Source organism: Bacillus cereus (genome assembly GCF_002564555.1).
In the GTDB taxonomy this organism is placed as follows: Bacteria; Bacillota; Bacilli; order Bacillales; family Bacillaceae_G; genus Bacillus_A; species Bacillus_A cereus_K.
Map to the genome: position 1 here is coordinate 440166 of NZ_NUVD01000020.1, position 22433 is coordinate 462598.

The following is a 22433-nucleotide window of genomic DNA, read 5'->3' on the forward strand; positions in this document are numbered from 1 at the left end:
AAACGTTCATTTCAGTATACGTGGATACGTGGTGAATTTAGACCATAAGTATGAAAAAGGGATGAAAAAAATTAAAGGGTGAGAAAAATGAAAGAACCGAAGATTGGCTTAGCGCTTGGATCTGGGGGAGCAAAAGGATTTGCTCATATTGGCGTTATAAAAGTTTTAAGGGAAAATGGTATACCGATTCATATGATTGCAGGGAGTAGTATGGGGGCTTTAATAGGGACCTTTTACGCAGCTGGCTGTAACGTCGAAAGATTGTATAAACTAGCGACTGTTTTTAAAAGGAAATATTATTTAGATTTCACAGTCCCCAAAATGGGATTTATTGCTGGAAAACGTGTCAAAGATATGATTAAAATGTTTACATATAATAAAAAATTAGAAGAGTTAGATATCCCGACGGCTGTTGTGGCTACTGACATCTTGAAGGGGGAAAAAGTGGTTTTTACAAGTGGTCCGGTTGCAGAGGCAGTGAGGGCTAGTATATCTGTACCTGGAGTGTTCGTACCAGAGAAAATAGATGGGCGATTATTAGTGGATGGCGGAGTTATTGATCGCATTCCTGTTTCGGTTGTGAAAGAGTTAGGTGCTGATATTGTTATTGCTGTTGATGTATCTCCAATTAAGGTCAATGGTGAGGTTACGTCTATTTATGATGTAATTATGCAGAGTATTGAAATTATGCAACATGAGCTTGTAATGAATCGGGAAATTGCATCGGATTTAATGATGCGACCAGCTGTAGAACAATTTAGTTCACGTGCTTTTACAAACATTGAAGACATTATTCGAGTCGGAGAAGTAGAAGCGGAAAAACATGTTGCAAATATTAATTTATTAATCGAGCAGTGGAAGGAGAAACATAATGTTTAAGCGTTTTCGGTTTATATATGCAATTTTAATAGGTGTTATATTGGCGATGTTACTTGTTTATGTGCGTTTGCCATATTATGTAACAAAACCAGGGATGGCAGCGAAATTAGAGCCATACGTTCAAGTTGAGGGTGGCACAAAAGAATCCGGTGATTTTATGCTTGTTACGGTTTCGATGGGACCGGCAAATGTGGTGAATTTAATAGCAGCGCAGTTTAACAAATATACACATGTATCGAAAGCGGAAGAAATACTACAAAGAGGCGAGAGTGATGAAGAATATCAATTTCGCCAAAATTATGCAATGAAAGATTCGCAAAATGCAGCGATTTACAATGCTTATAAACGTGCGAATCGTTCGGTTTCTTTTGAAAATAAAGGTGTATTAGTAGCCGGAGTCTCGAAGGGGATGCCGTCAGAAGGAAAGCTTAAACTTGGAGATGTCATCGTAGCTGTAGATGGAAAAACATTCGAAAAGGCGGAGCAATTTATTGAATATATGACAGGGAAAAAAGAAGGCGATACAGTAAGTATTGAGTACAAAAGAGGCGAAAAACAACTTAAAGAAAATTTAAATGTTAAGACAATCCCGAATGGAAATGGGCGTGTTGGTATAGGTGTCGCCATCGTTACGGAAAGGGAATTAGTAGTAGATCCGAAAGTGAAAATCGACTCTCATGAAATAGGAGGCCCATCAGCAGGTTTAATGTTTACATTAGAAATATATAATCAACTTGTGGAAGAAGATTTAACGAAAGGACATGAAATAGCTGGAACGGGTACAATCAATGAACAAGGGGAAATTGGTCCAATTGGTGGTATTCAGCAAAAAGTGGTAGCTGCTAGCGATGCTGGGGCTGAAGTGTTCTTTGCACCAAATGAAAAAGGTGCGGAGAAATCGAATTATAAAGATGCCCTTGAGGCCGCGAAAGACATTAAAACAAAAATGAAAATTGTACCAGTGGATACACTGGATGATGCGTTGAAGTATTTGGAAAAAATGGATGCGAAAAAATAAACCTCTCTGAAATAGAGAGGTTTTTCTTATAGAAATGTTGTAGTTGTTTCATCGTAACGAATTGGATGGTGTGTTACGTCTTGTTTTAATAATTGTGTGCGTAATGGTTCGTGCATTATGGAGAAATATATAGCATTTGCTTTTCGCTCTATATCTAAAGTAGGATGGTCAAATGTTTTTGTATGGGTAAGGATTGGGAGCTCGATTTTTTTCTTGTTTTTTGAAAGGTAAGTTTGTCCTTTTTGTGACATACCAAGTAGACGAATATACGGTGCATGTTGATCTATATTTGCGCTATGTATTTCTTCTTTTGTTGTGTTTGTTAAAATGTGTGTACAAGCTCTTTGTAATCTAGTCCACGTATAACGTTTTGTTTTTAAGGCTTCCATGAATGAGTGGAAGGAGGAACTGTTTTGTATTTTTGATAAAATACGATGCTCTAAACCTTCTTCTATTTCATATATATGTCGTAAGTCCCTAGGAGACATCGTCATGAGTTTGTATTTGAAAAATGAAAAGTATTGTTCCCAATTATGTAATATCCCGTAGTTCTGTTTATAGTTTGCTAAAAGAGAAGCAGTTGCTTTTGGGATAAAAGGAGCAATTTCTGTAAATGAACCATTCTCGCTAAAAAGTTGTTTGCGAATACTCGTTGCGCTTGCGATATGTTGGTCATTAAACGTTTCATCATGATAATGAGAGGCGAATCTTTTTATAGTTTGCGATTGCATAGAACTATTTTGCGTCAGAATCGCTTTTATGTATTGAAAGCCTAAAATGTTATTCGGTTGTGACATATCGATGTTTTTTTCGGATGGTAAAATGTGTAGAAAGGCTTCAGATGTAGCTTTTGCATAGCTATTTCCTGCGTCCATAAATTGCTTGACAAGACGATTGAAATTTTCTTCTTCGTTTTTTTGTACAGAGATGGTATTATAAAAATTTTCGATTTGGCCATCTTCACTACCGAAACAAATTTCAGAAACGTGTAAGGCGTTTAAAATGGAAATAGCACCATTTGCAAAGGTTTCAGCTTTTTGTGTTGCAAATGCGTATGGAAGCTCTACAACAAGGTCTACACCGCTTGCTAAGGCCATCTTAGTACGATACCATTTGGAAATGAGTGCGGGCTCACCACGCTGTAAAAAAGGGCCACTCATAACGGCAATTAATATGTCAGAGTGTGTTAACTTTTTTGTTTGTTGCACATGATAATCATGACCGTTATGAAAAGGGTTATATTCAACAACAATACCACTAGCTTTTATGGTAATCTCTCCTTTCGATGTAGCATCTTTTTGAAAAACGTGATACTCTATATATTATTTACTATGATGACTTCATTATAGTGTAAAGAAAAAACATTGACAAATATAAAATGGCTAGCTATAATTTTGTTTGTTGCCTTGAGGTGATATGATATGAAATGGTCCATCCATCAATTGAATAAATTGAGAAATAAAGGATTGACATTGGATGAGATGGTAGATGTAAGTGAGCTAAAAGAGGTCGAGAAAGATATTCGTGAAATTAATCCTGTTCATGTAACAGGAAGAGTTGATTTTGGCTCCGGGAAGTTTACGTTCCATCTACATATAACTGGAAGCATGGTTTTACCATGTTCTCGCTCTTTAGTAGATGTGACATTACCATTTGACATTAAAACAACTGAGGTGTTCCAAACTTCAGAAGAAGAGTTTGAAACAGATGCTGAAATTCATTGTTTAGAAGGAGAAGTACTTGACTTACTGCCCGTAATCAAGGAAAATATACTTTTGGAGATTCCAATGCAAATTTTCAGTGATGATGTTTCTGGTGGAGCACCGATGCAAGGTCAAGACTGGCAAGTGATTTCGGAAGAAAACAAAGAAAAGCCTGTTGATCCAAGATTGGCGGGACTTGCAAAGTTTTTTGACAAATAATCGGAAGACTGGTTTAGGCCTTCATATGAAAATAACTATTTCTTTTAAGGAGGTGGGAAGAATGGCTGTACCTTTTAGAAGAACTTCTAAAACAGTAAAAAGAAAGCGTCGTACGCATTTCAAATTATCAGTACCTGGTATGGTAGAGTGCCCAAGCTGTGGTGAAGCGAAATTAGCTCACCGTGTATGTAAAGCATGCGGTACTTACAAAGGTAAAGAAGTAATCAGCAAGTAATTGCGGGGAAATAAACGTAGAAGATATCTTCTACGTTTATTTTTTTTGTCTTATTCTTTAGTTGTTATATTCTATCTTTTCTAGTAACTGCATATGCTTAATAAAAAATGCATAGGGAGGACTAGAGAGATGGCGACAACAAGACAAGATGCTTGGACTGATGATGAAGATTTGCTTCTGGCAGAAGTAGTACTCCGGCATATTCAAGAGGGTGGAACGCAACTTTCTGCCTTTAAAGAGGTGGGCAGACATTTGTCTCGTACACCAGCAGCATGCGGATTTAGATGGAATTCTTACGTGAGAAAGCAATATAAAGAACGCATTGAAGAAGCAAAACAACTTCGTAAAGTAGAGAATTATGAAGTGAAAGAGACAAAGGTATTAGAGCCTATGTCAATTACGCTGAATGATGTTATTGATTTCTTGCAAAATTATAAAGATGAAAACTCTTTAATGGTGTTGCAACAACAAGTTGAATCATTACAAACAGAGAGAGAACGACTTCTGGAGCGATTATCAGTATATGAGGAAGAGTATCGAACGTTGCTTGATTATATTGATCAAAAAAGAAGTGTAATGGTAGCGGAAAGAAATAGTGCTCGTTCGAATGGAAAGTTAGAGAAGTTAAAGAAATAAAAAAACAGCTGTTACGCAGCTGTTTTTTTTATTTTCTTATGCAGACTCTTCGTTTGTAACCGCATTCAAATTTGTTTCTGGATGCCAAATATAAAAATCACCATCAGGTACTGATACGGGTTGGAAATTTAATTTATCCCAAAAACCAGCCGAATGGATACGTGCTATCGTCTTAACTGGGAATTGTAGTTGTTTTGCATAATCCACAAGCATTTGTCCGAATCCTTGTTTTTGAAAAGTCGGTAACACTTCAAGTTTATAAAGTTCTAGGTAAGGACCAGTAATTTCAAATGGTTCTCCACCATTCCTTTTCATATATAGACTCATACGTGCGATTAGCGATCCACCATAATAAATACCATAAAATGGAGATTCACTATCATTTTCAATAATGTTTGCTTGTAACTCTTCCAACATAGAAAGTTCTAGAGCTCCGCAACCTTTAAATTTTTTGAATTCATCTAATGTTTTATAATTGATGAGCAAGCGCTCAACTTTTGGGAATCCCATTACATCACATCCTTTTCTTATCTTGTTGAATCCAGAAAAGTAAAAATATTTATAATAATATTATAACTCATTTTTTTATTTTTATGAAGAAGATAGTATATTTCTTTTATTATTTTTTTAGGGATTTGCTAAACTAAGAGTAAAAGTATGTTAATAGGTAGTATATACATAGTGAAAGAAGAGATTCCATTTGTTTGTTAGGAGACAGTGCAATCGCAGGTTGTGTTCATGTAATTTAGGAAGAGATAAAGGGAGGAAAGGCAAGGAAATTTAATATAAATTCCTTGGATGAAAATGAAAATTGGAATTGTTGGATCAGGGGCTATCGGCCTATTGTATACATTTTATTTACAAAAAAGTAATCAAGATGTTACGTTGTTTACAAGGACAGCTGAGCAGGCTGAAGAATTGAATGAAACGGGTGTAACTTGTATTAGAGATGGGAAACGTGAAACGGTATTTCCGTCCGTTTTACCGATAGAAAGTATGTTAGGTCAGAAGTTAGATTATACATTTATTGCAGTGAAGCAATATCATATAATTGACATATTACCGTTTGTGCAGGGAGAATCATCATTAATCTTTTTGCAAAACGGAATGTCGCATCTTCATGCTATGCAAAAAATTAGGAATGAGAATATAGCTGTTGGTATTGTAGAACATGGTGCGAAAAAAGAAGAAAGGCATACGGTCCATCATACCGGAATAGGAGTAACAAAGTTTGGGATAGTGCGTGGTTCATCTGTATATTTTAAAAAAGTATTCAATTGTTTTTCTTTTGCTCATTTTCCAATTCAAATAGAAGATGATTGGAAAGGCGTTATGTACAAAAAATTAGTAGTAAATGTATGTATTAATCCATTGACAGCATTACTGCGAGTTCAGAACGGTGAGTTGATTACGAATCCGTTTTTTTATCAAATGATGGAGCAAGTATTTAGGGAAGTTGCATTTCTTGTTAAAGAAGAACAAGAAATGGTATGGGAAATGGTACGAAGTATATGTGAAAGAACGTCTCATAATACATCATCTATGCTGGCTGATGTAAGAGCGGCTAGACAAACGGAAATTGATGCGATTGTTGGATATGTATTAGAAGAAGCTAAGAAACAGCGACGACCGGTTCCGACACTTCAATTTTTATTCGATGCAATAAAAGGATTAGAAGCAAGGGTATAAGTGTTATTCTTTGCTTTTACGTGTAACATTGACTACAATGTGGATTGGTGAGAGAACTGGATACGAAAGGAAGAATTATATGGAGATAAAAGAAATCTCTGTTCCGCAACAAGGTGTTGTAGCGGACTATATGAACGGTAAAAAAGAGATACAGTCGTGTTTTGATTATATGTTAACAGAAGATGCCTTTAAACAACGTGTACATGATTTGCGCGAAAGGGAGTTTTTTCGTCAAGATTTAGTAGCGCATTTATTAGAATATAATACAAAATTGCAAGCGGGAGAATCTACAATTCGAAATGTAAAAGCGCTTGGAGATGAAAATACATATGTTGTTATAGCTGGACAACAAGCAGGGTTATTAACTGGACCGCTTTATACAATTCATAAAATCATTTCGATTTTACAGCTTGCGAAGGAAAAGGAAGAAAGTTTAGGTGTAAGAGTTGTTCCTGTCTTTTGGATTGCTGGTGAAGATCATGATATGGATGAGATTAACCATACTTTTGTGACGAAAAATGAAAAAATAAAAAAGACTATTTTTCATGATCGTAATCCGAAAAAGGCGAGTGCTTCTGAATCTGAACTTTCTGTTGAAGACTGTAGGAAGTGGATTGAAGACATTTTTAAAACATACCCAGAAACGAATTTTACAAAGGATGTATTAAGATTTGTTGATGACGCTTTGAATAAATCGAATACGTATGTAGATTTCTTTGCGTACCTTATTACGAAAATGTTTGCTAAGTCTGGTTTAATTCTTGTCGATTCGCATCATCCTGAATTAAGAAAGTTAGAAGTTCCCTTTTTCAAACGAATTATAAGTAAGTATAAAGAAGTGCAAGAAGGGCTTCATAATCAACAGGAAGTAATTAAAGAATTAGGGTATAAGCCAATTATTGAAACAAAGTCTAACGCAGTGCATATATTCATGGAAATTGATAATGAGCGAGTGTTACTTGAAGACATTCAAGGGAAGTTTGTTGGGAAAGATGGAGCACATTCCTTTTCATATGAAGAATTGATTGAAGAGATAGAGAAAAGTCCAGAACGTTTTAGTAATAATGTTGTAACACGTCCTCTTATGCAAGAGTATGTATTTCCTACGCTCGCATTTATTGGAGGACCAGGAGAGTTAGCCTATTGGAGTGAATTGCAACAAGTATTCCATACTGTCGGCTTCCAGATGCCACCTGTCGTTCCTCGTCTTACAATTACTTATGTAGAGAGAGCTATAACGACAGATTTAACCGATTTACAGTTGCAAGAGAGTGAGCCGTTTTTAAATAATATTGATAAACTGCGTGAAAATTGGTTGTCTAATCAAATAGAGGAACCGATTGATGATCGTTTTACAGAAGCGAAACAAGAAATCGTTGCTATTCATACATCGTTACAGCAGTTTGTGAAGAAAATAGATCCAGGATTAAGTGAGTTTGCAGGGAAGAATGAGTTGAAAATCAATGAACAAATTGAACTGTTGGAAAGAATGTTGAAAAGAAATGTTGAGAAAAAACATGAAGTCCAGTTAAATAAATTCCGCCGTATACAATTTGCACTTCGTCCGTTAGGAGCGCCGCAAGAACGTGTGTGGAATGTATGTTATTATTTAAATCAGTTTGGTTTGGATTTTGTTGATCGAGTAATGGAAAATTCATTTTCTTGGGATGGAAAACATCATGTTATAAAACTATAGAATCTTGCTCTTTGGAGCAGGATTTTATTTTTACTCCGTTGAATTTACTGTGAAGTGAAATTTTTCTGAATTATCATTTTATGTCCAATGGAGATTGTATGTATGCAGGATACTTAAATATATGACAAAATAGCACAAAATGTAAACGTATTATTCTCTTTTTCGACAGTTTTTTATTTAAATTCCCGCAAAAGATGATAAAATTTAGTATATAATAAAAGAAAATAGCGATTTGTATAGTATACTGCCTTTGTTGGTAAGTTAACTGAGTCGTTCTTTAGTAGTATTTCGTTCTCTAATCGTGAGAAATGCGTTTAGAGGAAGAAATGCATTTAACATAAATTAATTGGAAAAAGAGTAGGTGCAACAATGTTTAAACACGTAACAGTGCTTTTGAAAGAAACAGTAGACGGCTTAGATATAAAGCCAGATGGTACATATGTAGATTGTACACTGGGGGGAGGAGGACACAGTTCTTATTTATTATCCCAATTAACTGATGGCGGAAAATTAATAGCGTTTGATCAAGATGAGATAGCGATTCAAAACGCGAAAGAAAAGTTCTCTTCATACGGTGAACAGTTTATAACGGTAAAGAGCAATTTCCGTTATTTATCTGAAAAACTACAGGAATTAGGTATAACAGAAGTAGACGGTATTTTATTCGATTTAGGTGTTTCATCCCCACAATTAGATACACCAGAGCGTGGCTTTAGTTATCATCATGATGCACCGTTAGATATGCGGATGGATCAAGATGCCCCATTAACAGCATATGATGTTGTAAATAGCTGGTCATATGAACAACTCGTAAGAATTTTCTTCCAGTATGGTGAAGAGAAATTTTCAAAGCAAATAGCAAGGAAAATTGAAGCGTATCGTGAGAATAAAGCTATTGAAACGACAGGAGAATTAGTGGAACTAATTAAAGAAGGTATTCCGGCTCCTGCGCGTAGAACTGGTGGACATCCTGCGAAGCGAGTGTTCCAGGCAATCCGTATTGCTGTAAATGATGAATTGAAAGTATTTGAAGAAGCGTTGGAATCTGCAATCGAGATGGTCAAGCCTGGTGGAAGAGTTAGTGTTATAACATTCCATTCTTTAGAAGACCGTATTTGTAAAACAACGTTTAAGCGAAATAGTACAACGCCACAATTGCCGCCAGGATTACCAATTATTCCTGATGAATTTAAGCCGAAATTAAAGCTTATTACAAGAAAACCGATTTTACCTTCTGATATAGAGTTAGAAGAAAATAATCGAGCGCGTTCTGCGAAGTTGAGAATCGCTGAAAAACGATAAAAAGGAGAGAGAGGTATGACTAACTTAGCTGTAAAGTACAAACAACAAGCGCAAGAAGAGGTACAGATTCAAACGCCCCCACAGCAGATGGTTAAGCCGAAGGTTAAAGCAAAGATTACAAGGATCGAAAAAGTGATGTATGTAGCGTTTATTGGCTTTTTATTGTATGCCTGTGTGGCTTTTATTGGGAATAAAGCGGGCCTTTATCAAGTTAATGTAGAAGCAGCGACGATCGAAGAAAAAATTGTACAGCAGCAAAAAGAAAATCAAGAATTGCAGGCTGAAGTAGAGAAGTTAAGTCGCTATGAACGAATCGCTGAAGTTGCAAAAAAACACGGGCTAGAAATTAATGCGAATAATGTGAAAGGCCTCAAGTAAGGCAATAGGTGTGAAGGAAAGATGAAGACAAATATGACCAAATTTCATACCAATAAGGGAGCAGGTTATTTTATGATATTTTTCCTCCTGCTCTTTTTGCTATTATTAGCCCGATTTTTTTACATACAAGCAACCGGAACAGTGCATAATCATGATTTAGATGAACTTGCGAAGCAAAAACATAGTAAAACAGGAGTTCTCGAAGCGAATCGAGGAACGATTTATGACCAAAATGGTCATGTGTTAGCGCAAGACGCAAACTCGTATAAACTTGTAGCGGAATTAAAAGGTGCTAACCCCGTTAAGAATAAAGAGGATACCGCAAAGAAAATTGCGGGAGTACTCGGAAAAGGCGAAGAGGAAATTTTAGCTGCGTTAAATAAGGAAGGCAGAAGTCAAGTCGAATTTGGAACGATAGGTAAGGATTTGACGAAAGGACAGAAGGAACAAATAGAAGCGTTAAAGTTGCCGGGAATATCTTTTATTACAGAAAATGCAAGAGTCTATCCAAACGGTGATTTTGCATCTTACGTCATAGGTCATGCGAAACCAAATGATAAGGGAACCTCGGTAGGTCAATTTGGCCTAGAAAAAAGTTTGGATAAATATTTAAGTGCTTCTAACGGAGAAGTAGCTTATACAGGTGATCGTAAAGGCGTCTCTCTTGATGGTGGAAAAGTAAATGTAAAGGCACCTAAAAATGGAGATAACGTGTATTTAACAATTGATCAACGTATCCAAAGTTATTTAGAAGATGCGATGAAAGCGGCAAGTGAGCAATATGATCCAGAAAGTTTAATAGGGATTGTTGCAGATCCGAAAACTGGAAAAATATTAGCGATGTCTACTAAACCTAGTTATGACCCTAATGATCGTCAAATTAAATATTTCTTTAATGATGCGATTTCAAATGCATTTGAACCTGGATCAACAATGAAGATTTTCACATTAGCGGCAGCTATTAATGAAGGTGTGTACAAGGGACAAGATTATTATCAATCTGGTACATATCAAGTCGGAGATCGGAAAATAAAAGATCATAACGGCGGTGCTGGATGGGGTTCTATTACATTTGATGAAGGGGTAGAGCGCTCTTCAAACGTAGCTTTTGCAATTTTAGGGGATCAAAAACTTGGTCCAGAACGGTTCCGTAAATATATCCATGCTTTTGGTTTAGATGAAAAAACGAATATTGATTTACCTGGTGAAGGTTCGAATACAATTTTATTTGATCAGCAAATACAGCAAGTAACAACAGCTTTTGGTCAAGGTTCTACTGTAACGCCAATTCAGCTTGTGCAAGCTGCAACAGCCATTGCGAATGATGGGAAAATGATGAAACCATATACAATTGACAAAATTGTAGATCCGATAACAGGGAAAGTGCAATTAGAACATAAGCCAGAAGAAGTTGGAAAACCTGTTACGAAAGAAACAGCAGCGCAAGTAAGAGAGTTGTTAGAACGTGTTGTTACATCTCCGAAAGGAACAGGAACTGCTTATAAAGTTGATGGATATTCGGTTGGTGGTAAAACAGGGACAGCACAAATTCCGGATGGGAAAGGTGGCTATATGACAGGAAGAGAGAATTATATATTCTCATTCTTAGGGATGGCACCAATGGACGATCCGCAACTTGTTGTGTACTTAGCTGTTAAAAAGCCGAAATTGAAAGATGATGAGAGCGGCGCACAGCCTATAGCTGATATTTTTAAATATGTAACAAAAAATAGTTTAGAGTATTTAAAAATTAAGCCAACTGAAGTGAAAGATCCGAAAAAACATTTGAAAGAGCAACAAACTGCTGTCCCAGATGTAACTGGAAAAACGATGGCTGAAGCGGGAAAAGCGATTGATAAAGCAAAACTACGTCCAATCGTATTAGGTGAAGGGAAAGTGCAACAACAAGTACCGAAAGCGACTGAACAGACATTAAAAGGTGATCGGGTCTTCTTAGTGGGAGATAAGCCTACAATGCCAAATATACAAGGATGGGCATTGCGTGATGTTATGAATTTAGCAAAAACATTACAGCTTAACTTAAAACCGTCTGGTACCGGGTACGTAACCGAACAAAGTATAGCAGAAGGGACGTTACTGCAACCGGGTACAGAATTAGGAGTAACACTTGTACCACCACTCGAACCACAACAAGAAGCTGAACAACCGTAACGGTAATAAGTAAAAAGTTCTAATTAAATAAGTACAAGCATATATTGGAACAAGCTAGGCGTAAAGGAGGCTTGTTCCAATATGCGTGTATCAAATGTAACAGTTAGAAAACGACTTATTTTTATACTCATATCAGGTATACTTATTTTCACTATCATCGATATTCGTCTTGGATATGTGCAGTTTTTTCTTGGGAATATGTTGACAGATCGTGCGAAGGATTCGTGGAGTCGTAACATTACTTTTGAACCAGAGCGTGGGAAGATTTTAGACCGAAATGGTGTGGAACTTGCCACGAATAAAAGTGCGCCAACTGTCTTTGTTGTACCGAGGCAAATTGAAAAACCAGCAGAGACTGCAGAGAAGTTAGCTGCAGTATTAGGTGTGGAAAAAGACGAGATTTACAAGAGGATTACAAAAAAAGAGTCGATTGTAAGGTTAGATAAGGGCGGAAGAAAAATATCACATGACAAAGCAAAAGAGGTACGAGGATTAAGTTTGAAGGGTGTGTATATCGCAGAGGATTCTATCCGGTACTATCCATTTGGGAACTTTTTATCACACGTATTAGGTTTTGCGGGTAGCGATAACCAAGGTCTTATGGGACTAGAAAAATATTATGACAAAGAGTTAAATGGGGATAAAGGTCATGTGCGTTTTTTTGCAGATGCGAAAGGTCAAAGGATGCCAAATATTGGTGATGACTTCAAAAAACCAGAAGCGGGTCTGAATTTAGGATTAACAATCGATGCGCGTATTACAAGAATTATGGAAAGAGAAATGAATATCGCGGAGTCAACGTATAATCCAGATGGTATGATTGCAATTGCAATGAATCCAAAAAACGGTGAAATTTTAGGAATGTCGAGTCGGCCGAGTTTTGATCCTGCAGATTTTCAAAGTGTTTCTCCAGAAGTTTATAACAGAAATTTACCTGTATGGAGTACCTATGAGCCTGGTTCAACATTTAAGATCATTACGTTAGCGGCCGCTTTGAATGAAAATTTAGTAGACTTAGAGAAAGATACATTTTATGATGATGGAGCAGCTGAAGTTGGTGGGGCTAGATTAAAATGTTGGAAAGCAGGAGGTCATGGTAGCCAAACGTTTTTAGAGGTAGTTCAAAACTCGTGTAACCCAGGATTTATTGAACTGGGGGATCGTCTTGGCAAAGACCGATTGTTTAAGTATATTCGAGATTTTGGTTTTGGACAGAAAACTGGAATCGACTTGCAAGGTGAAGGTAGCGGGATTTTATTTAATTTAGATAAAGTCGGTCCAGTTGAGCAAGCAACAACTTCATTCGGTCAAGGTGTTTCTGTTACACCAATACAACAAGTAGCAGCAGTAGCGGCTGCTGTAAATGGTGGAACGTTGTATCAACCGTATATCGCTAAGGAATTTATTGATCCGAAAAATAATCAAGTTGTAAGTAAAAAGACACCTGTTGAGAAAAGGAAAGTTATTTCCAAGGAAACTTCAGAAAAAGTTCGTTATGCATTAGAGAATGTTGTAGCGAAAGGGTCTGGTAAAGGTGCATATATTGATGGATATCGCGTAGGTGGAAAAACAGGAACCGCTCAAAAAGTAAAGGATGGGAAATATTTAGAAAATAACTATATTGTATCCTTTATCGGTTTTGCTCCAGTAGACGATCCACAAATTGTTGTTTATGTTGCTGTTGATAATCCAAAAGGAGTCACGCAATTTGGTGGAGTAGTAGCGGCTCCGATTGTTGGGAATATTCTTCGGGATGCACTTCCTGTTATGGGAGTGAAGCCGAGAAAAGAACAAGTTGAGAGAGAATATAAATGGGGCGATATACCAACTGTGGAAGTCCCTAATTTAATTGGTATGAAAAAGAAAGATTTACAGACGCAACTTGTCGATTTGAAGCTCGATATAAGTGGTGATGGTGAGAAAGTAATTAAACAATCACCGGAAGCTGGAGCTAAAGTAAAGGAAGGCTCAAAAATTAGAATTTACTTCGGGAATTAAAGGTAACATAGTACGTTTTATGGTACAATTGGTGGAAGTGAGTTCTTTGTAGAAGAGTTACTTAATTTGAGATAATAAGTGTCTCATTAATAAATAGGTCTATCTATTAGACGAAGTAGCACTTACCTCCTATTTTAAATAACTAGGAGGTAACGTGTTGCTTACTAAAAAAGAGATAAATAAACAATGTAGAGAGGGTTTAGTGAAATGAAGTTGCATACACTTGTATCATGTTTGCATGATTTTCCAGTTGTTCCAAAAGAAAATCCAGAAATCACATCTATTGAAGCTGATTCACGTAAAGTGAGAGAGGGAAGCTTATTTGTATGTATGAAAGGATATACGGTTGATAGCCATGATTTTGCTAAGCAAGCAGCGGCACAGGGAGCGGCTGCTATTGTTGCGGAAAGACCAATTGATGTTGACGTTCCAGTTGTACTTGTGAAAAATACTTTTCGTTCGTTAGCGGTTCTAGCTGATTATTTTTATGGTCAACCAACACACAAGTTACATTTAATTGGAATTACAGGTACAAATGGAAAGACAACAACATCGCATATTATGGATGAGATTATGCGCGCACATGGTCATAAAACAGGGCTAATTGGAACGATTAATATGAAAATCGGTGATGAAACATTTGAGGTGAAAAATACAACGCCAGATGCACTAACACTTCAACAGACGTTTTCAAAAATGGTTGAACAAGGTGTGGATAGCACAGTAATGGAAGTTTCGTCTCATGCTTTAGATCTTGGGCGTGTACACGGATGTGACTACGATGTTGCAGTGTTTACGAATTTAACGCAAGATCATTTAGACTATCATAAAACGATGGAAGAATATAAACATGCAAAGGGACTGCTATTTGCACAGCTTGGCAATAGGTATAATCATAATCGTGAAAAGTACGCTGTATTGAATAATGATGATGCCGTAGCCGAGGAGTATATGAGAAGTACTGCGGCAACGGTTGTAACGTATGGTATTGATACAACGAGTGACATTATGGCGAAAGATATCATTATGACGAGTGGCGGGACTACATTTATGCTTGTAACACCTTATGAAAGTGTAAATGTTACGATGAAACTGATCGGTAAATTTAATGTATATAACGTACTGGCAGCAACAGCTGCAGGACTTGTTTCTGGCGTAAGTTTAGAAACAATCATTAATGTTATAAAGAATCTTGCTGGGGTTCCTGGACGTTTTGAAGTTGTTGATAGTGGACAAAATTATACAGTTATTGTTGATTATGCACATACACCAGATAGCTTAGAGAACGTGTTGCAAACAGCGCAGCAGTTTGCAAAAGGGGATGTATATTGTATTGTTGGTTGCGGTGGTGATAGAGATCGAACGAAGAGACCAATAATGGCAAGTGTTGCAACAAAATATGCAACTTATGCTATTTATACATCAGATAATCCAAGAAGTGAAGATCCAGCGGCTATTTTAGATGATATGGTCAATGGTGCAAATGGGAATAATTATGAAGTAATTACTGATAGAAAAGAAGCGATACACCGTGCAATTGCGAAAGCGAAGGCTGAAGATATCATTATTATTGCGGGTAAGGGACATGAAACGTATCAAATTATTGGTAAAGAAGTGCATCATTTTGACGATCGTGAAGTTGCTAAAGAAGCAATTGCAGGGCGTTTAAACAACGAAGAGTAACAACGTGAGAGGAGGACTACATGTGCTTGAGCAAGGTTTATTAGTAACGGCTGGGGTAGCATTCTTAATTTCTGTTGCCCTTTCGCCATTATTTATTCCATTTTTAAGAAAATTAAAGTTCGGACAGAGTATTCGTGACGAGGGACCAAAGTCACATCAAAAAAAATCAGGGACACCGACGATGGGTGGTATTGTCATATATGTATCTATGATGGTGACTACTCTTATTATGGCGATTAAGTTTAACCATTTAGGTGCAGAAGTTTCTTTATTATTATTGGTGACATTTGGTTACGGATTGATTGGATTTTTAGATGACTACATAAAGGTAGTTAAGAAAAGAAATCTTGGTTTAACATCAAAACAAAAGTTAATAGGGCAGCTTATTATTGCTATTGCTTTCTTTTTAATTGGAAAAGGGCAAGCATTTCACACATACATCATGATTCCAGGAACGGATGTTAAGTTTGAATTAGGTTGGGCTTATTTTGTTCTTGTATTATTTATGCTTATTGGTGGATCAAATGCGGTGAACTTAACAGATGGTTTAGATGGTTTATTATCAGGAACAGCTGCTATTGCATTTGGAGCATTTAGTATTATTGCAGTCGCACAAGAGCAATTTGGAGTAGCGATATTCTGTATGGCAGTTGTAGGAGCTGTACTTGGATTTTTAGTATTCAATGCGAATCCAGCGAAAGTATTTATGGGTGATACAGGTTCTTTAGCTTTAGGTGGTGCCATCGCAGCTGTGGCGATTTTGTTAAAACAAGAATTGTTACTTGTTGTTATTGGCGGCGTATTCGTAGCGGAAACTTTATCTGTTATTATTCAAGTTATTTCGTTTAAAACAACAGGAAAACGTGTCTTTAAAATGAGTCCATTACACCATCATTATGAATTATGTGGTTGGTCAGAGTGGCGCGTGGTTGTAACGTTTTGGTCTGTAGGATTTTTATTAGCTGTGTTAGGAATTTATATCGGGGTGTGGATGTAATTGAAAACTGTAACTGAATTTCAAAATAAAAATATTCTTGTATTAGGCATTGCAAAAAGTGGTTATGCAGCAGCTACCTTGTTACAAAAATTAGGGGCGAATGTTATTGTAAATGACGGAAAGCCTTTAGCTGGAAATGTGCTCGCTGCAGAATTGCAAGCAAAAGGAATGGACGTTGTATGCGGTGGGCATCCTTTAGAATTGTTAGAGAGAAACATTTCTCTTGTTGTAAAAAATCCAGGTATCCCGTATTCTAATCCAATATTAGTTGCTGCGAAAGAAAAGCAAATTCCAATTGTTACAGAAGTCGAATTAGCATATCGTATTTCAGAAGCGCCATTTGTTGGAATTACGGGGTCTAACGGTAAAACGACGACGACAATGCTTACATTTGAAATGTTAAAAGAAGGACAAAAGCATCCTGTTATTGCAGGGAACATAGGGACTGTAGCTTGTGAAGTAGCGCATGATGCAAAAGAAAATGAAGTTGTAGTTACAGAACTTTCATCGTTCCAATTGATGGGAGTAGAATTGTTCCAGCCTAAAATTGCTGCGTTTTTAAATTTATTTGAAGCCCACTTAGATTACCATGGAACGAAGAAGGAATATGGTTTAGCAAAAGCAAATATTTTTAAAAACCAAACAGAAAACGATTATAGTGTAATGAATGCAGATGATGCAGATGTAATGGCTTTATCTGCGGATACTAAAGGTCAAAAAGTACTGTTTTCGACAACGAAAGAAATTGAAGATGGTGCATGTATAAAAAATAATGCTCTTTATTTTAAAGGTGAAAAAATTGTTGAAGTAAGCGATATCGTTTTACCAGGGCAGCATAATTTAGAAAATATTTTAGCGGCGATGAGTATTGCGAAATTGTTAGGTGTTTCTAACGAAGCGATTACGGTAGTATTAAAGCGTTTCACAGGTGTAAAACATCGTTTAGAATATGTAACAACGATTAACAATCGTAAATTTTATAATGACTCAAAAGCAACGAATATGTTAGCAACTGAGAAAGCTTTATCTGCGTTTACACAACCGATTGTGTTATTAGCAGGTGGACTTGATCGTGGAAATGAATTCGATGATTTAATTCCATATTTCAAAAATGTAAAAGCGATTGTAACATTTGGACAAACGGCACCAAAATTAGTAAGAGCGGCAGAAAAAGCGGGATTAGGTATAATTGAAAGTGTCGATACTTTAGATGAAGCAGTAGTGAAAGCTTACGCTCATTCTACAGATGGCGATGTAATTCTTCTTTCTCCAGCATGTGCAAGCTGGGATCAATTTAAAACATTTGAAGAAAGAGGAGACATTTTTATACAAGCTGTGCATAAACTTATATAAAGTAAAACAAAACATCAGTAGGTTAACACCTACTGATGTTTTGTTACATAGGGCAAATGTTTCTGTCCAAAGAGGTGGTGTTCATGGGTAATGAAGAAAACGCCTGATTTTATTCTCATCATCGTTACACTTGTGTTGTTGACAATCGGAATGATTATGGTTTATAGTGCGAGTGCGGTTTGGGCCTCTTATAAAATGGGGGATTCATTCTTTTTTGCAAAAAGACAATTGCTGTTTGCAGGTATTGGTGTAGTGGCTATGTTTTTAATCATGAAAATTGATTATTGGGTGTGGCGCAAATATTCAAAAGTAATCTTGCTAATTTGCTTCATTCTTCTTATTCTCGTTCTTATCCCAGGGGTAGGTCTTGTTCGTGGTGGGGCGCGAAGTTGGATTGGAATTGGAGCATTTTCTATTCAACCGTCAGAATTTATGAAGTTTGCGATGATTATTTTCTTAGCAAAATTTTTAGCGGAACGACAAAAATTAATTACATCTTTTAAACGTGGTTTACTACCAGCTCTTAGTTTTGTGTTTCTTGCTTTTGTGATGATTATGTTACAGCCGGATCTTGGTACAGGAACGGTAATGGTTGGGACATGTATCATTATGATATTTATCTCGGGAGCAAGGGTTTTTCACTTTGCAATGTTTGGTTTGCTTGGTGTAGCAGGATTTGTAGGGTTAATTGCATCAGCACCGTATCGAATGAAACGCATAACATCATATTTAGATCCGTGGTCAGATCCGCTTGGAAGTGGATTTCAAATTATTCAATCGCTACTCGCAATTGGACCTGGTGGGTTATTCGGGCTTGGACTTGGACAAAGTAGACAAAAATTTCTTTATTTACCTGAACCACAAACAGACTTTATATTTGCAATCTTATCCGAGGAATTAGGTTTTATTGGTGGTTCATTTGTGTTATTATTATTTAGTCTATTATTATGGCGCGGGATTCGTATCGCATTAGGAGCGCCAGATTTATATGGTACGTTTTTAGCAGTAGGTATTGTGGCGATGATTGCGATTCAAGTAATGATTAATGTTGGTGTTGTAACAGGACTCATGCCTGTTACGGGGATTACTTTGCCGTTTTTAAGTTATGGTGGATCAAGTTTGACATTAATGTTAATGGCAGTAGGTGTATTATTAAATATAAGTCGCCATTCTCGCTACTAAACCCTGTTTATAAGACAGGGTTTTTCGTATGTGTGTGTGAAAATACAATATGTATATAGAAATAAATACAATTGAAATAAAAAAAGAGAAGCGGAGGAGTTAGTAGTGCGTGTATTAGTAAGTGGTGGGGGCACTGGAGGGCATATTTATCCGGCTCTTGCTTTAATTAGAGAAATAAAAAAATTAAATCCAGAGGCAAGATTTTTATATATTGGTACGGAAAATGGATTAGAGAGTACAATCGTTCCAAAAGCAGGTATACCGTTTCAATCTATTGTAATAAGTGGATTTAAACGTAAAATATCTTTAGACAATGTGAAAACGGTGATGCGTTTTCTAAAGGGTGTACAAGATAGTAAACGATATATTCGTCGTTTTAATCCGGATATTGTGATTGGTACAGGTGGATATGTATGTGGACCGGTTGTATATGCCGCAGCAAAATTAGGTATTCCAACTATTGTACATGAACAAAATAGTGTACCAGGTGTAACGAATAAATTTTTAAGTCGTTACGTTGATAAAGTTGCTGTTTGTTTTGAAGCAGCTACAGAACATTTTCCGCAGTCAAAAGTGGTAATGACAGGTAATCCACGAGCATCAGAGGTAATGGATCAAAATGGAATGAAAGGGAAACGCTCAGTTGGGCTATCTCTTCCTAAAAAGTCCGTACTTATTTTTGGTGGGAGCCGTGGAGCTAGACCGATAAACGACGCTTTCGTAGAAGCGATTGAACAGTTTGGGAACAAAAGCTATGAAATATTGTATGTAACAGGTGAAGTACATTATGACAAAGTGATGGAAGCTGTGAAGCAAAAAGGGAATCCGAATAATGTTATTATTAAGCCATTTATTCATAATATGCCAGAGGTACTAACTGGCGTAGACCTTGTTGTTTCAAGAGCGGGGGCAACAACACTTGCAGAATTAACGGCGTTAGGTAAGCCAAGTGTGTTAATCCCAAGTCCGTACGTAACAAATAACCATCAGGAAAAGAATGCACGTTCAGTTGTTGATAAAGGAGCGGCAAAAATGTTGCTTGAAAAAGATTTAACAGCTGAAACGCTTATTCGTGATATTGATGAGATTTTATTAGATGCACAAACATTACAAAATATGAAGCTAGCTGCTAAACAACTAGGTATTCCAGATGCAGCGAATAAGCTGTATGAAGTAATGAATAAGCTTGTTAAAAAATAACGTTAGGTGAACGCCCTGCATATTACTGTAATAAGGAGACTTAATATGGGGGAGAGCGTCTATGGAACAATTAGTAAATGAGCTTATAGAAGCAAATGTTGGTCGCGTGTTAGTTAACGAGCCGTTAGCACGTTATACAACTATGAAAATAGGTGGACCAGCTGATATTTTAATTGTGCCAAACCATGTTGCCGGTATTGAGAAAACATTGCAGTTAGTAAAGCAATATAAAACAAAGTGGACTGTAATTGGTCGTGGTTCAAACCTTCTTGTATCTGATCAAGGTATAGAAGGCGTTGTTATTCGTTTAGGAGAAGGATTAGACCACTTAGAGGTCGAAAAACATAGGGTAAGAGTTGGTGGTGGATATCCCCTTATTAAATTGTCAACATTACTTAGTCGCCAAGGGTTAGCCGGACTGGAATTTGCAAGTGGTATTCCAGGAAGTGTCGGTGGTGCAGTATATATGAATGCAGGTGCGCACAAATCAGATATATCAAATATATTATCAAAGGCTCTTATTCTCTTTGAAAACGGAACAATTGATTGGTTAACGAATAGAGAAATGGAGTTTTCGTATCGTACATCTGTATTGCAAACGAAACGTCCTGGTATTGTTTTGGAAGCGGAGTTTCAATTGCAGGTAGGAGAGCGTGAGAAAATCGTAAGAAACATGCAAAAGAATAAAGATTATCGCCGTGAAACACAACCATGGAATCATCCTTGTGCAGGAAGTGTATTTCGGAATCCTATCCCATATTTTGCAGGAGAGTTAATAGAAAAAGCAGGGCTTCGTGGTTATAAAATAGGTGGAGCTCAAATTTCTGAAATGCATGGGAATTTTATTATTAATACTGGGGGATCCTCAGCACAAGATGTAATAGACTTGATTGCATTAATAAAGCATACAATTAAGGATAAATTTGGTGTAGAAATGCATACAGAAGTAGAAATCATTGGAAGATAACGGTTATTCGTTCCGCTCATTATCATTTATGTTATAATAAGAAGATAAGAACGGCATGAGGAACATGCCGTTCTTTATGTTACATAGGGGGATCGTACATGAAAAATAGTAAAGTGATTAAACTACAAGATCGTGTACCAAAATTAAAAAATCAAAAGAAAAAAAACAAAAAAAATGTTAATCATCGGCTGATTTTATACATATCAATTTTATTTTTATTAGTACTCTTTTTAATTTATTTTCGGTCTCCGCTTAGTAATATAAAAAAGATAAGTGTGTATGGAAATCATTATATGACAGATGAACAAGTAATGAAGGAATCGGGTGTGACATATGATACAAGTTATTTCCGAGTAACAGCACATAAAGCAGAAGAAAACTTAACGAAACGAAAAGAAATTAAAGCGGTAAATGTAAAAAAACGTTTTCCAAACAAAATCGATGTTCATATTGAAGAATATTTAACGATTGGTTATATAAACAAAGATGGAAAATTACAACCGTTATTAGAAAATGGGAAAACACTTGATGTACTCCCAAATGGAAAACTTCCTGTTGCGGCACCAATTTTTGAACCTTTTAAAGAGCAGAAAATGAAGGAGTTAATTGCGGAACTAGAAAAATTAACACCGACTATTTTAAGGTCTATTTCTGAGATTCATTATTCACCGACGAACGCGAATGAAGACCATCTTACTTTATATATGAATGAAGGATATGAAGTGAGCACTACGATTCAAAACTTCGCAAAGCGTATGGAAGCTTATCCGCTTATATTAAAAACAATTGATCCAGGTAAAAAGGTATTAATTGACTTAGAAGTAGGGGCATATACGAAAGAGTTAGGAGCGGAGGGAAAAAAAGAATAGAACGATAGTTTTTACTCCGTTATTTATAGAAAAAAACAAAACGAATGTTCTGTTGTCTGCATGTGAATTTACAAGAATGGTTCATTTGATGAAAAATATGTAAAAATTCTTAGATTCATACTAGGATTGGTACAAGTTTCACTTTTCTATGAGTACATCTTAGTGTAGACTTATACTTGGCGGTAATCTTTACACTTGAAATAGAATTATTTCAAGATACGCAATTATTCACATTTTACTGCGATATTCTTAAATGA

Annotated in this window: 20 protein-coding genes; 18 read left to right on the top strand and 2 right to left on the bottom strand. The window is 36.4% G+C overall.

The features are described from left to right. Nucleotides 1-87 precede the first annotated feature (87 nt). Nucleotides 88-879 (top strand): patatin-like phospholipase family protein, encoded by a 792-nt coding sequence (locus COI75_RS12865; RefSeq protein ID WP_000662599.1) that lies wholly within the window; start codon nt 88-90, stop codon nt 877-879. Further along, nucleotides 872-1897: a SepM family pheromone-processing serine protease gene (locus COI75_RS12870; RefSeq protein ID WP_000476318.1), complete on the top strand. Its 1026-nt coding sequence runs from the start codon at nt 872-874 to the stop codon at nt 1895-1897. Before COI75_RS12865 ends, COI75_RS12870 begins: the two co-directional genes overlap by 8 nt. Before the next feature lie 26 nt (nt 1898-1923). Here COI75_RS12870 and COI75_RS12875 read toward each other — a convergent pair whose 3' ends face one another. Beyond that, nucleotides 1924-3165, bottom strand: coding sequence for a nucleotidyltransferase (locus COI75_RS12875; RefSeq protein WP_430794631.1), 1242 nt, complete (start codon nt 3163-3165; stop codon nt 1924-1926). 153 nt (nt 3166-3318) lie between these two features. Here COI75_RS12875 and COI75_RS12880 point away from each other — a divergent pair, with 153 nt between their 5' ends. From COI75_RS12880 to COI75_RS12890, 3 genes are all read left to right on the top strand, one after another. Next, the gene (locus COI75_RS12880) at nt 3319-3819 is read left to right on the top strand and encodes a YceD family protein (RefSeq protein WP_000872141.1); all 501 of its coding nucleotides are present in this window, start codon (nt 3319-3321) and stop codon (nt 3817-3819) included. Between the two features lie 61 nt (nt 3820-3880). Beyond that, nucleotides 3881-4054: a 50S ribosomal protein L32 gene (rpmF, locus tag COI75_RS12885; protein ID WP_001984764.1), complete on the top strand. Its 174-nt coding sequence runs from the start codon at nt 3881-3883 to the stop codon at nt 4052-4054. A 129-nt stretch (nt 4055-4183) separates the two neighbouring features. Further along, nucleotides 4184-4690, top strand: a complete 507-nt coding sequence (locus COI75_RS12890) for an RsfA family transcriptional regulator (RefSeq protein WP_000246461.1) — start codon at nt 4184-4186, stop codon at nt 4688-4690. 36 nt (nt 4691-4726) lie between these two features. Here the strand turns inward: COI75_RS12890 and COI75_RS12895 are convergent, their stop codons facing one another. Beyond that, nucleotides 4727-5200, bottom strand: a complete 474-nt coding sequence (locus tag COI75_RS12895; RefSeq protein ID WP_000506684.1) for an N-acetyltransferase — start codon at nt 5198-5200, stop codon at nt 4727-4729. 288 nt (nt 5201-5488) lie between these two features. Here COI75_RS12895 and panE point away from each other — a divergent pair, with 288 nt between their 5' ends. The 13 genes from panE to divIB all read left to right on the top strand — a co-directional run bounded on the left by panE (nt 5489) and on the right by divIB (nt 22176). After that, nucleotides 5489-6379 (top strand): 2-dehydropantoate 2-reductase, encoded by an 891-nt coding sequence (gene panE / locus COI75_RS12900; protein WP_000782378.1) that lies wholly within the window; start codon nt 5489-5491, stop codon nt 6377-6379. A gap of 79 nt (nt 6380-6458) precedes the next feature. Then, complete coding sequence (gene bshC, locus COI75_RS12905; protein ID WP_000403049.1) at nt 6459-8075, top strand: bacillithiol biosynthesis cysteine-adding enzyme BshC; 1617 nt, start codon at nt 6459-6461, stop codon at nt 8073-8075. Between the two features lie 369 nt (nt 8076-8444). Next, the gene (rsmH, locus tag COI75_RS12910) at nt 8445-9377 is read left to right on the top strand and encodes a 16S rRNA (cytosine(1402)-N(4))-methyltransferase RsmH (protein ID WP_000472507.1); all 933 of its coding nucleotides are present in this window, start codon (nt 8445-8447) and stop codon (nt 9375-9377) included. A 15-nt stretch (nt 9378-9392) separates the two neighbouring features. After that, a complete protein-coding gene (gene ftsL / locus COI75_RS12915; protein ID WP_000182808.1) occupies nt 9393-9755 on the top strand; it encodes a cell division protein FtsL in 363 nt (120 codons plus the stop codon). Between the two features lie 21 nt (nt 9756-9776). Then, nucleotides 9777-11927, top strand: coding sequence for a penicillin-binding protein (locus tag COI75_RS12920; protein WP_080020262.1), 2151 nt, complete (start codon nt 9777-9779; stop codon nt 11925-11927). An 81-nt stretch (nt 11928-12008) separates the two neighbouring features. Further along, nucleotides 12009-13925, top strand: a complete 1917-nt coding sequence (locus COI75_RS12925) for a stage V sporulation protein D (RefSeq protein ID WP_001266233.1) — start codon at nt 12009-12011, stop codon at nt 13923-13925. 207 nt (nt 13926-14132) lie between these two features. Further along, complete coding sequence (murE, locus tag COI75_RS12930; RefSeq protein WP_000766325.1) at nt 14133-15608, top strand: UDP-N-acetylmuramoyl-L-alanyl-D-glutamate--2,6-diaminopimelate ligase; 1476 nt, start codon at nt 14133-14135, stop codon at nt 15606-15608. A 22-nt stretch (nt 15609-15630) separates the two neighbouring features. After that, a complete protein-coding gene (gene mraY, locus COI75_RS12935; protein ID WP_000893063.1) occupies nt 15631-16605 on the top strand; it encodes a phospho-N-acetylmuramoyl-pentapeptide-transferase in 975 nt (324 codons plus the stop codon). After that, the gene (gene murD, locus COI75_RS12940) at nt 16606-17958 is read left to right on the top strand and encodes a UDP-N-acetylmuramoyl-L-alanine--D-glutamate ligase (protein WP_000860134.1); all 1353 of its coding nucleotides are present in this window, start codon (nt 16606-16608) and stop codon (nt 17956-17958) included. 90 nt (nt 17959-18048) lie between these two features. Then, nucleotides 18049-19140 (top strand): stage V sporulation protein E, encoded by a 1092-nt coding sequence (gene spoVE, locus COI75_RS12945; protein ID WP_000753523.1) that lies wholly within the window; start codon nt 18049-18051, stop codon nt 19138-19140. Nucleotides 19141-19245: 105 nt separating this feature from the next. Beyond that, nucleotides 19246-20340 (top strand): undecaprenyldiphospho-muramoylpentapeptide beta-N-acetylglucosaminyltransferase, encoded by a 1095-nt coding sequence (gene murG, locus COI75_RS12950; RefSeq protein ID WP_001265418.1) that lies wholly within the window; start codon nt 19246-19248, stop codon nt 20338-20340. A gap of 61 nt (nt 20341-20401) precedes the next feature. Further along, nucleotides 20402-21307 carry a UDP-N-acetylmuramate dehydrogenase gene (gene murB, locus COI75_RS12955; protein WP_000437056.1) on the top strand — a complete coding sequence of 302 codons (906 nt, stop codon included), beginning with the start codon at nt 20402-20404 and terminating at the stop codon, nt 21305-21307. A 98-nt stretch (nt 21308-21405) separates the two neighbouring features. Beyond that, nucleotides 21406-22176 carry a cell division protein DivIB gene (gene divIB / locus COI75_RS12960; protein WP_000798218.1) on the top strand — a complete coding sequence of 257 codons (771 nt, stop codon included), beginning with the start codon at nt 21406-21408 and terminating at the stop codon, nt 22174-22176. The last annotated feature ends 257 nt before the right edge of the window (nt 22177-22433 follow it).

Coding starts and splice junctions, on each gene's coding strand:
- COI75_RS12865 (WP_000662599.1), top strand. CDS start 88: ATGAAAGAACCGAAGATTGGCTTAGCGCTTGGATCTGGGGGAGCAAAA.
- COI75_RS12870 (WP_000476318.1), top strand. CDS start 872: ATGTTTAAGCGTTTTCGGTTTATATATGCAATTTTAATAGGTGTTATA.
- COI75_RS12880 (WP_000872141.1), top strand. CDS start 3,319: ATGAAATGGTCCATCCATCAATTGAATAAATTGAGAAATAAAGGATTG.
- rpmF (WP_001984764.1), top strand. CDS start 3,881: ATGGCTGTACCTTTTAGAAGAACTTCTAAAACAGTAAAAAGAAAGCGT.
- COI75_RS12890 (WP_000246461.1), top strand. CDS start 4,184: ATGGCGACAACAAGACAAGATGCTTGGACTGATGATGAAGATTTGCTT.
- COI75_RS12895 (WP_000506684.1), bottom strand. CDS start 5,200: ATGGGATTCCCAAAAGTTGAGCGCTTGCTCATCAATTATAAAACATTA.
- panE (WP_000782378.1), top strand. CDS start 5,489: ATGAAAATGAAAATTGGAATTGTTGGATCAGGGGCTATCGGCCTATTG.
- bshC (WP_000403049.1), top strand. CDS start 6,459: ATGGAGATAAAAGAAATCTCTGTTCCGCAACAAGGTGTTGTAGCGGAC.
- rsmH (WP_000472507.1), top strand. CDS start 8,445: ATGTTTAAACACGTAACAGTGCTTTTGAAAGAAACAGTAGACGGCTTA.
- ftsL (WP_000182808.1), top strand. CDS start 9,393: ATGACTAACTTAGCTGTAAAGTACAAACAACAAGCGCAAGAAGAGGTA.
- COI75_RS12920 (WP_080020262.1), top strand. CDS start 9,777: ATGAAGACAAATATGACCAAATTTCATACCAATAAGGGAGCAGGTTAT.
- COI75_RS12925 (WP_001266233.1), top strand. CDS start 12,009: ATGCGTGTATCAAATGTAACAGTTAGAAAACGACTTATTTTTATACTC.
- murE (WP_000766325.1), top strand. CDS start 14,133: ATGAAGTTGCATACACTTGTATCATGTTTGCATGATTTTCCAGTTGTT.
- spoVE (WP_000753523.1), top strand. CDS start 18,049: ATGAAGAAAACGCCTGATTTTATTCTCATCATCGTTACACTTGTGTTG.
- murB (WP_000437056.1), top strand. CDS start 20,402: ATGGAACAATTAGTAAATGAGCTTATAGAAGCAAATGTTGGTCGCGTG.
- divIB (WP_000798218.1), top strand. CDS start 21,406: ATGAAAAATAGTAAAGTGATTAAACTACAAGATCGTGTACCAAAATTA.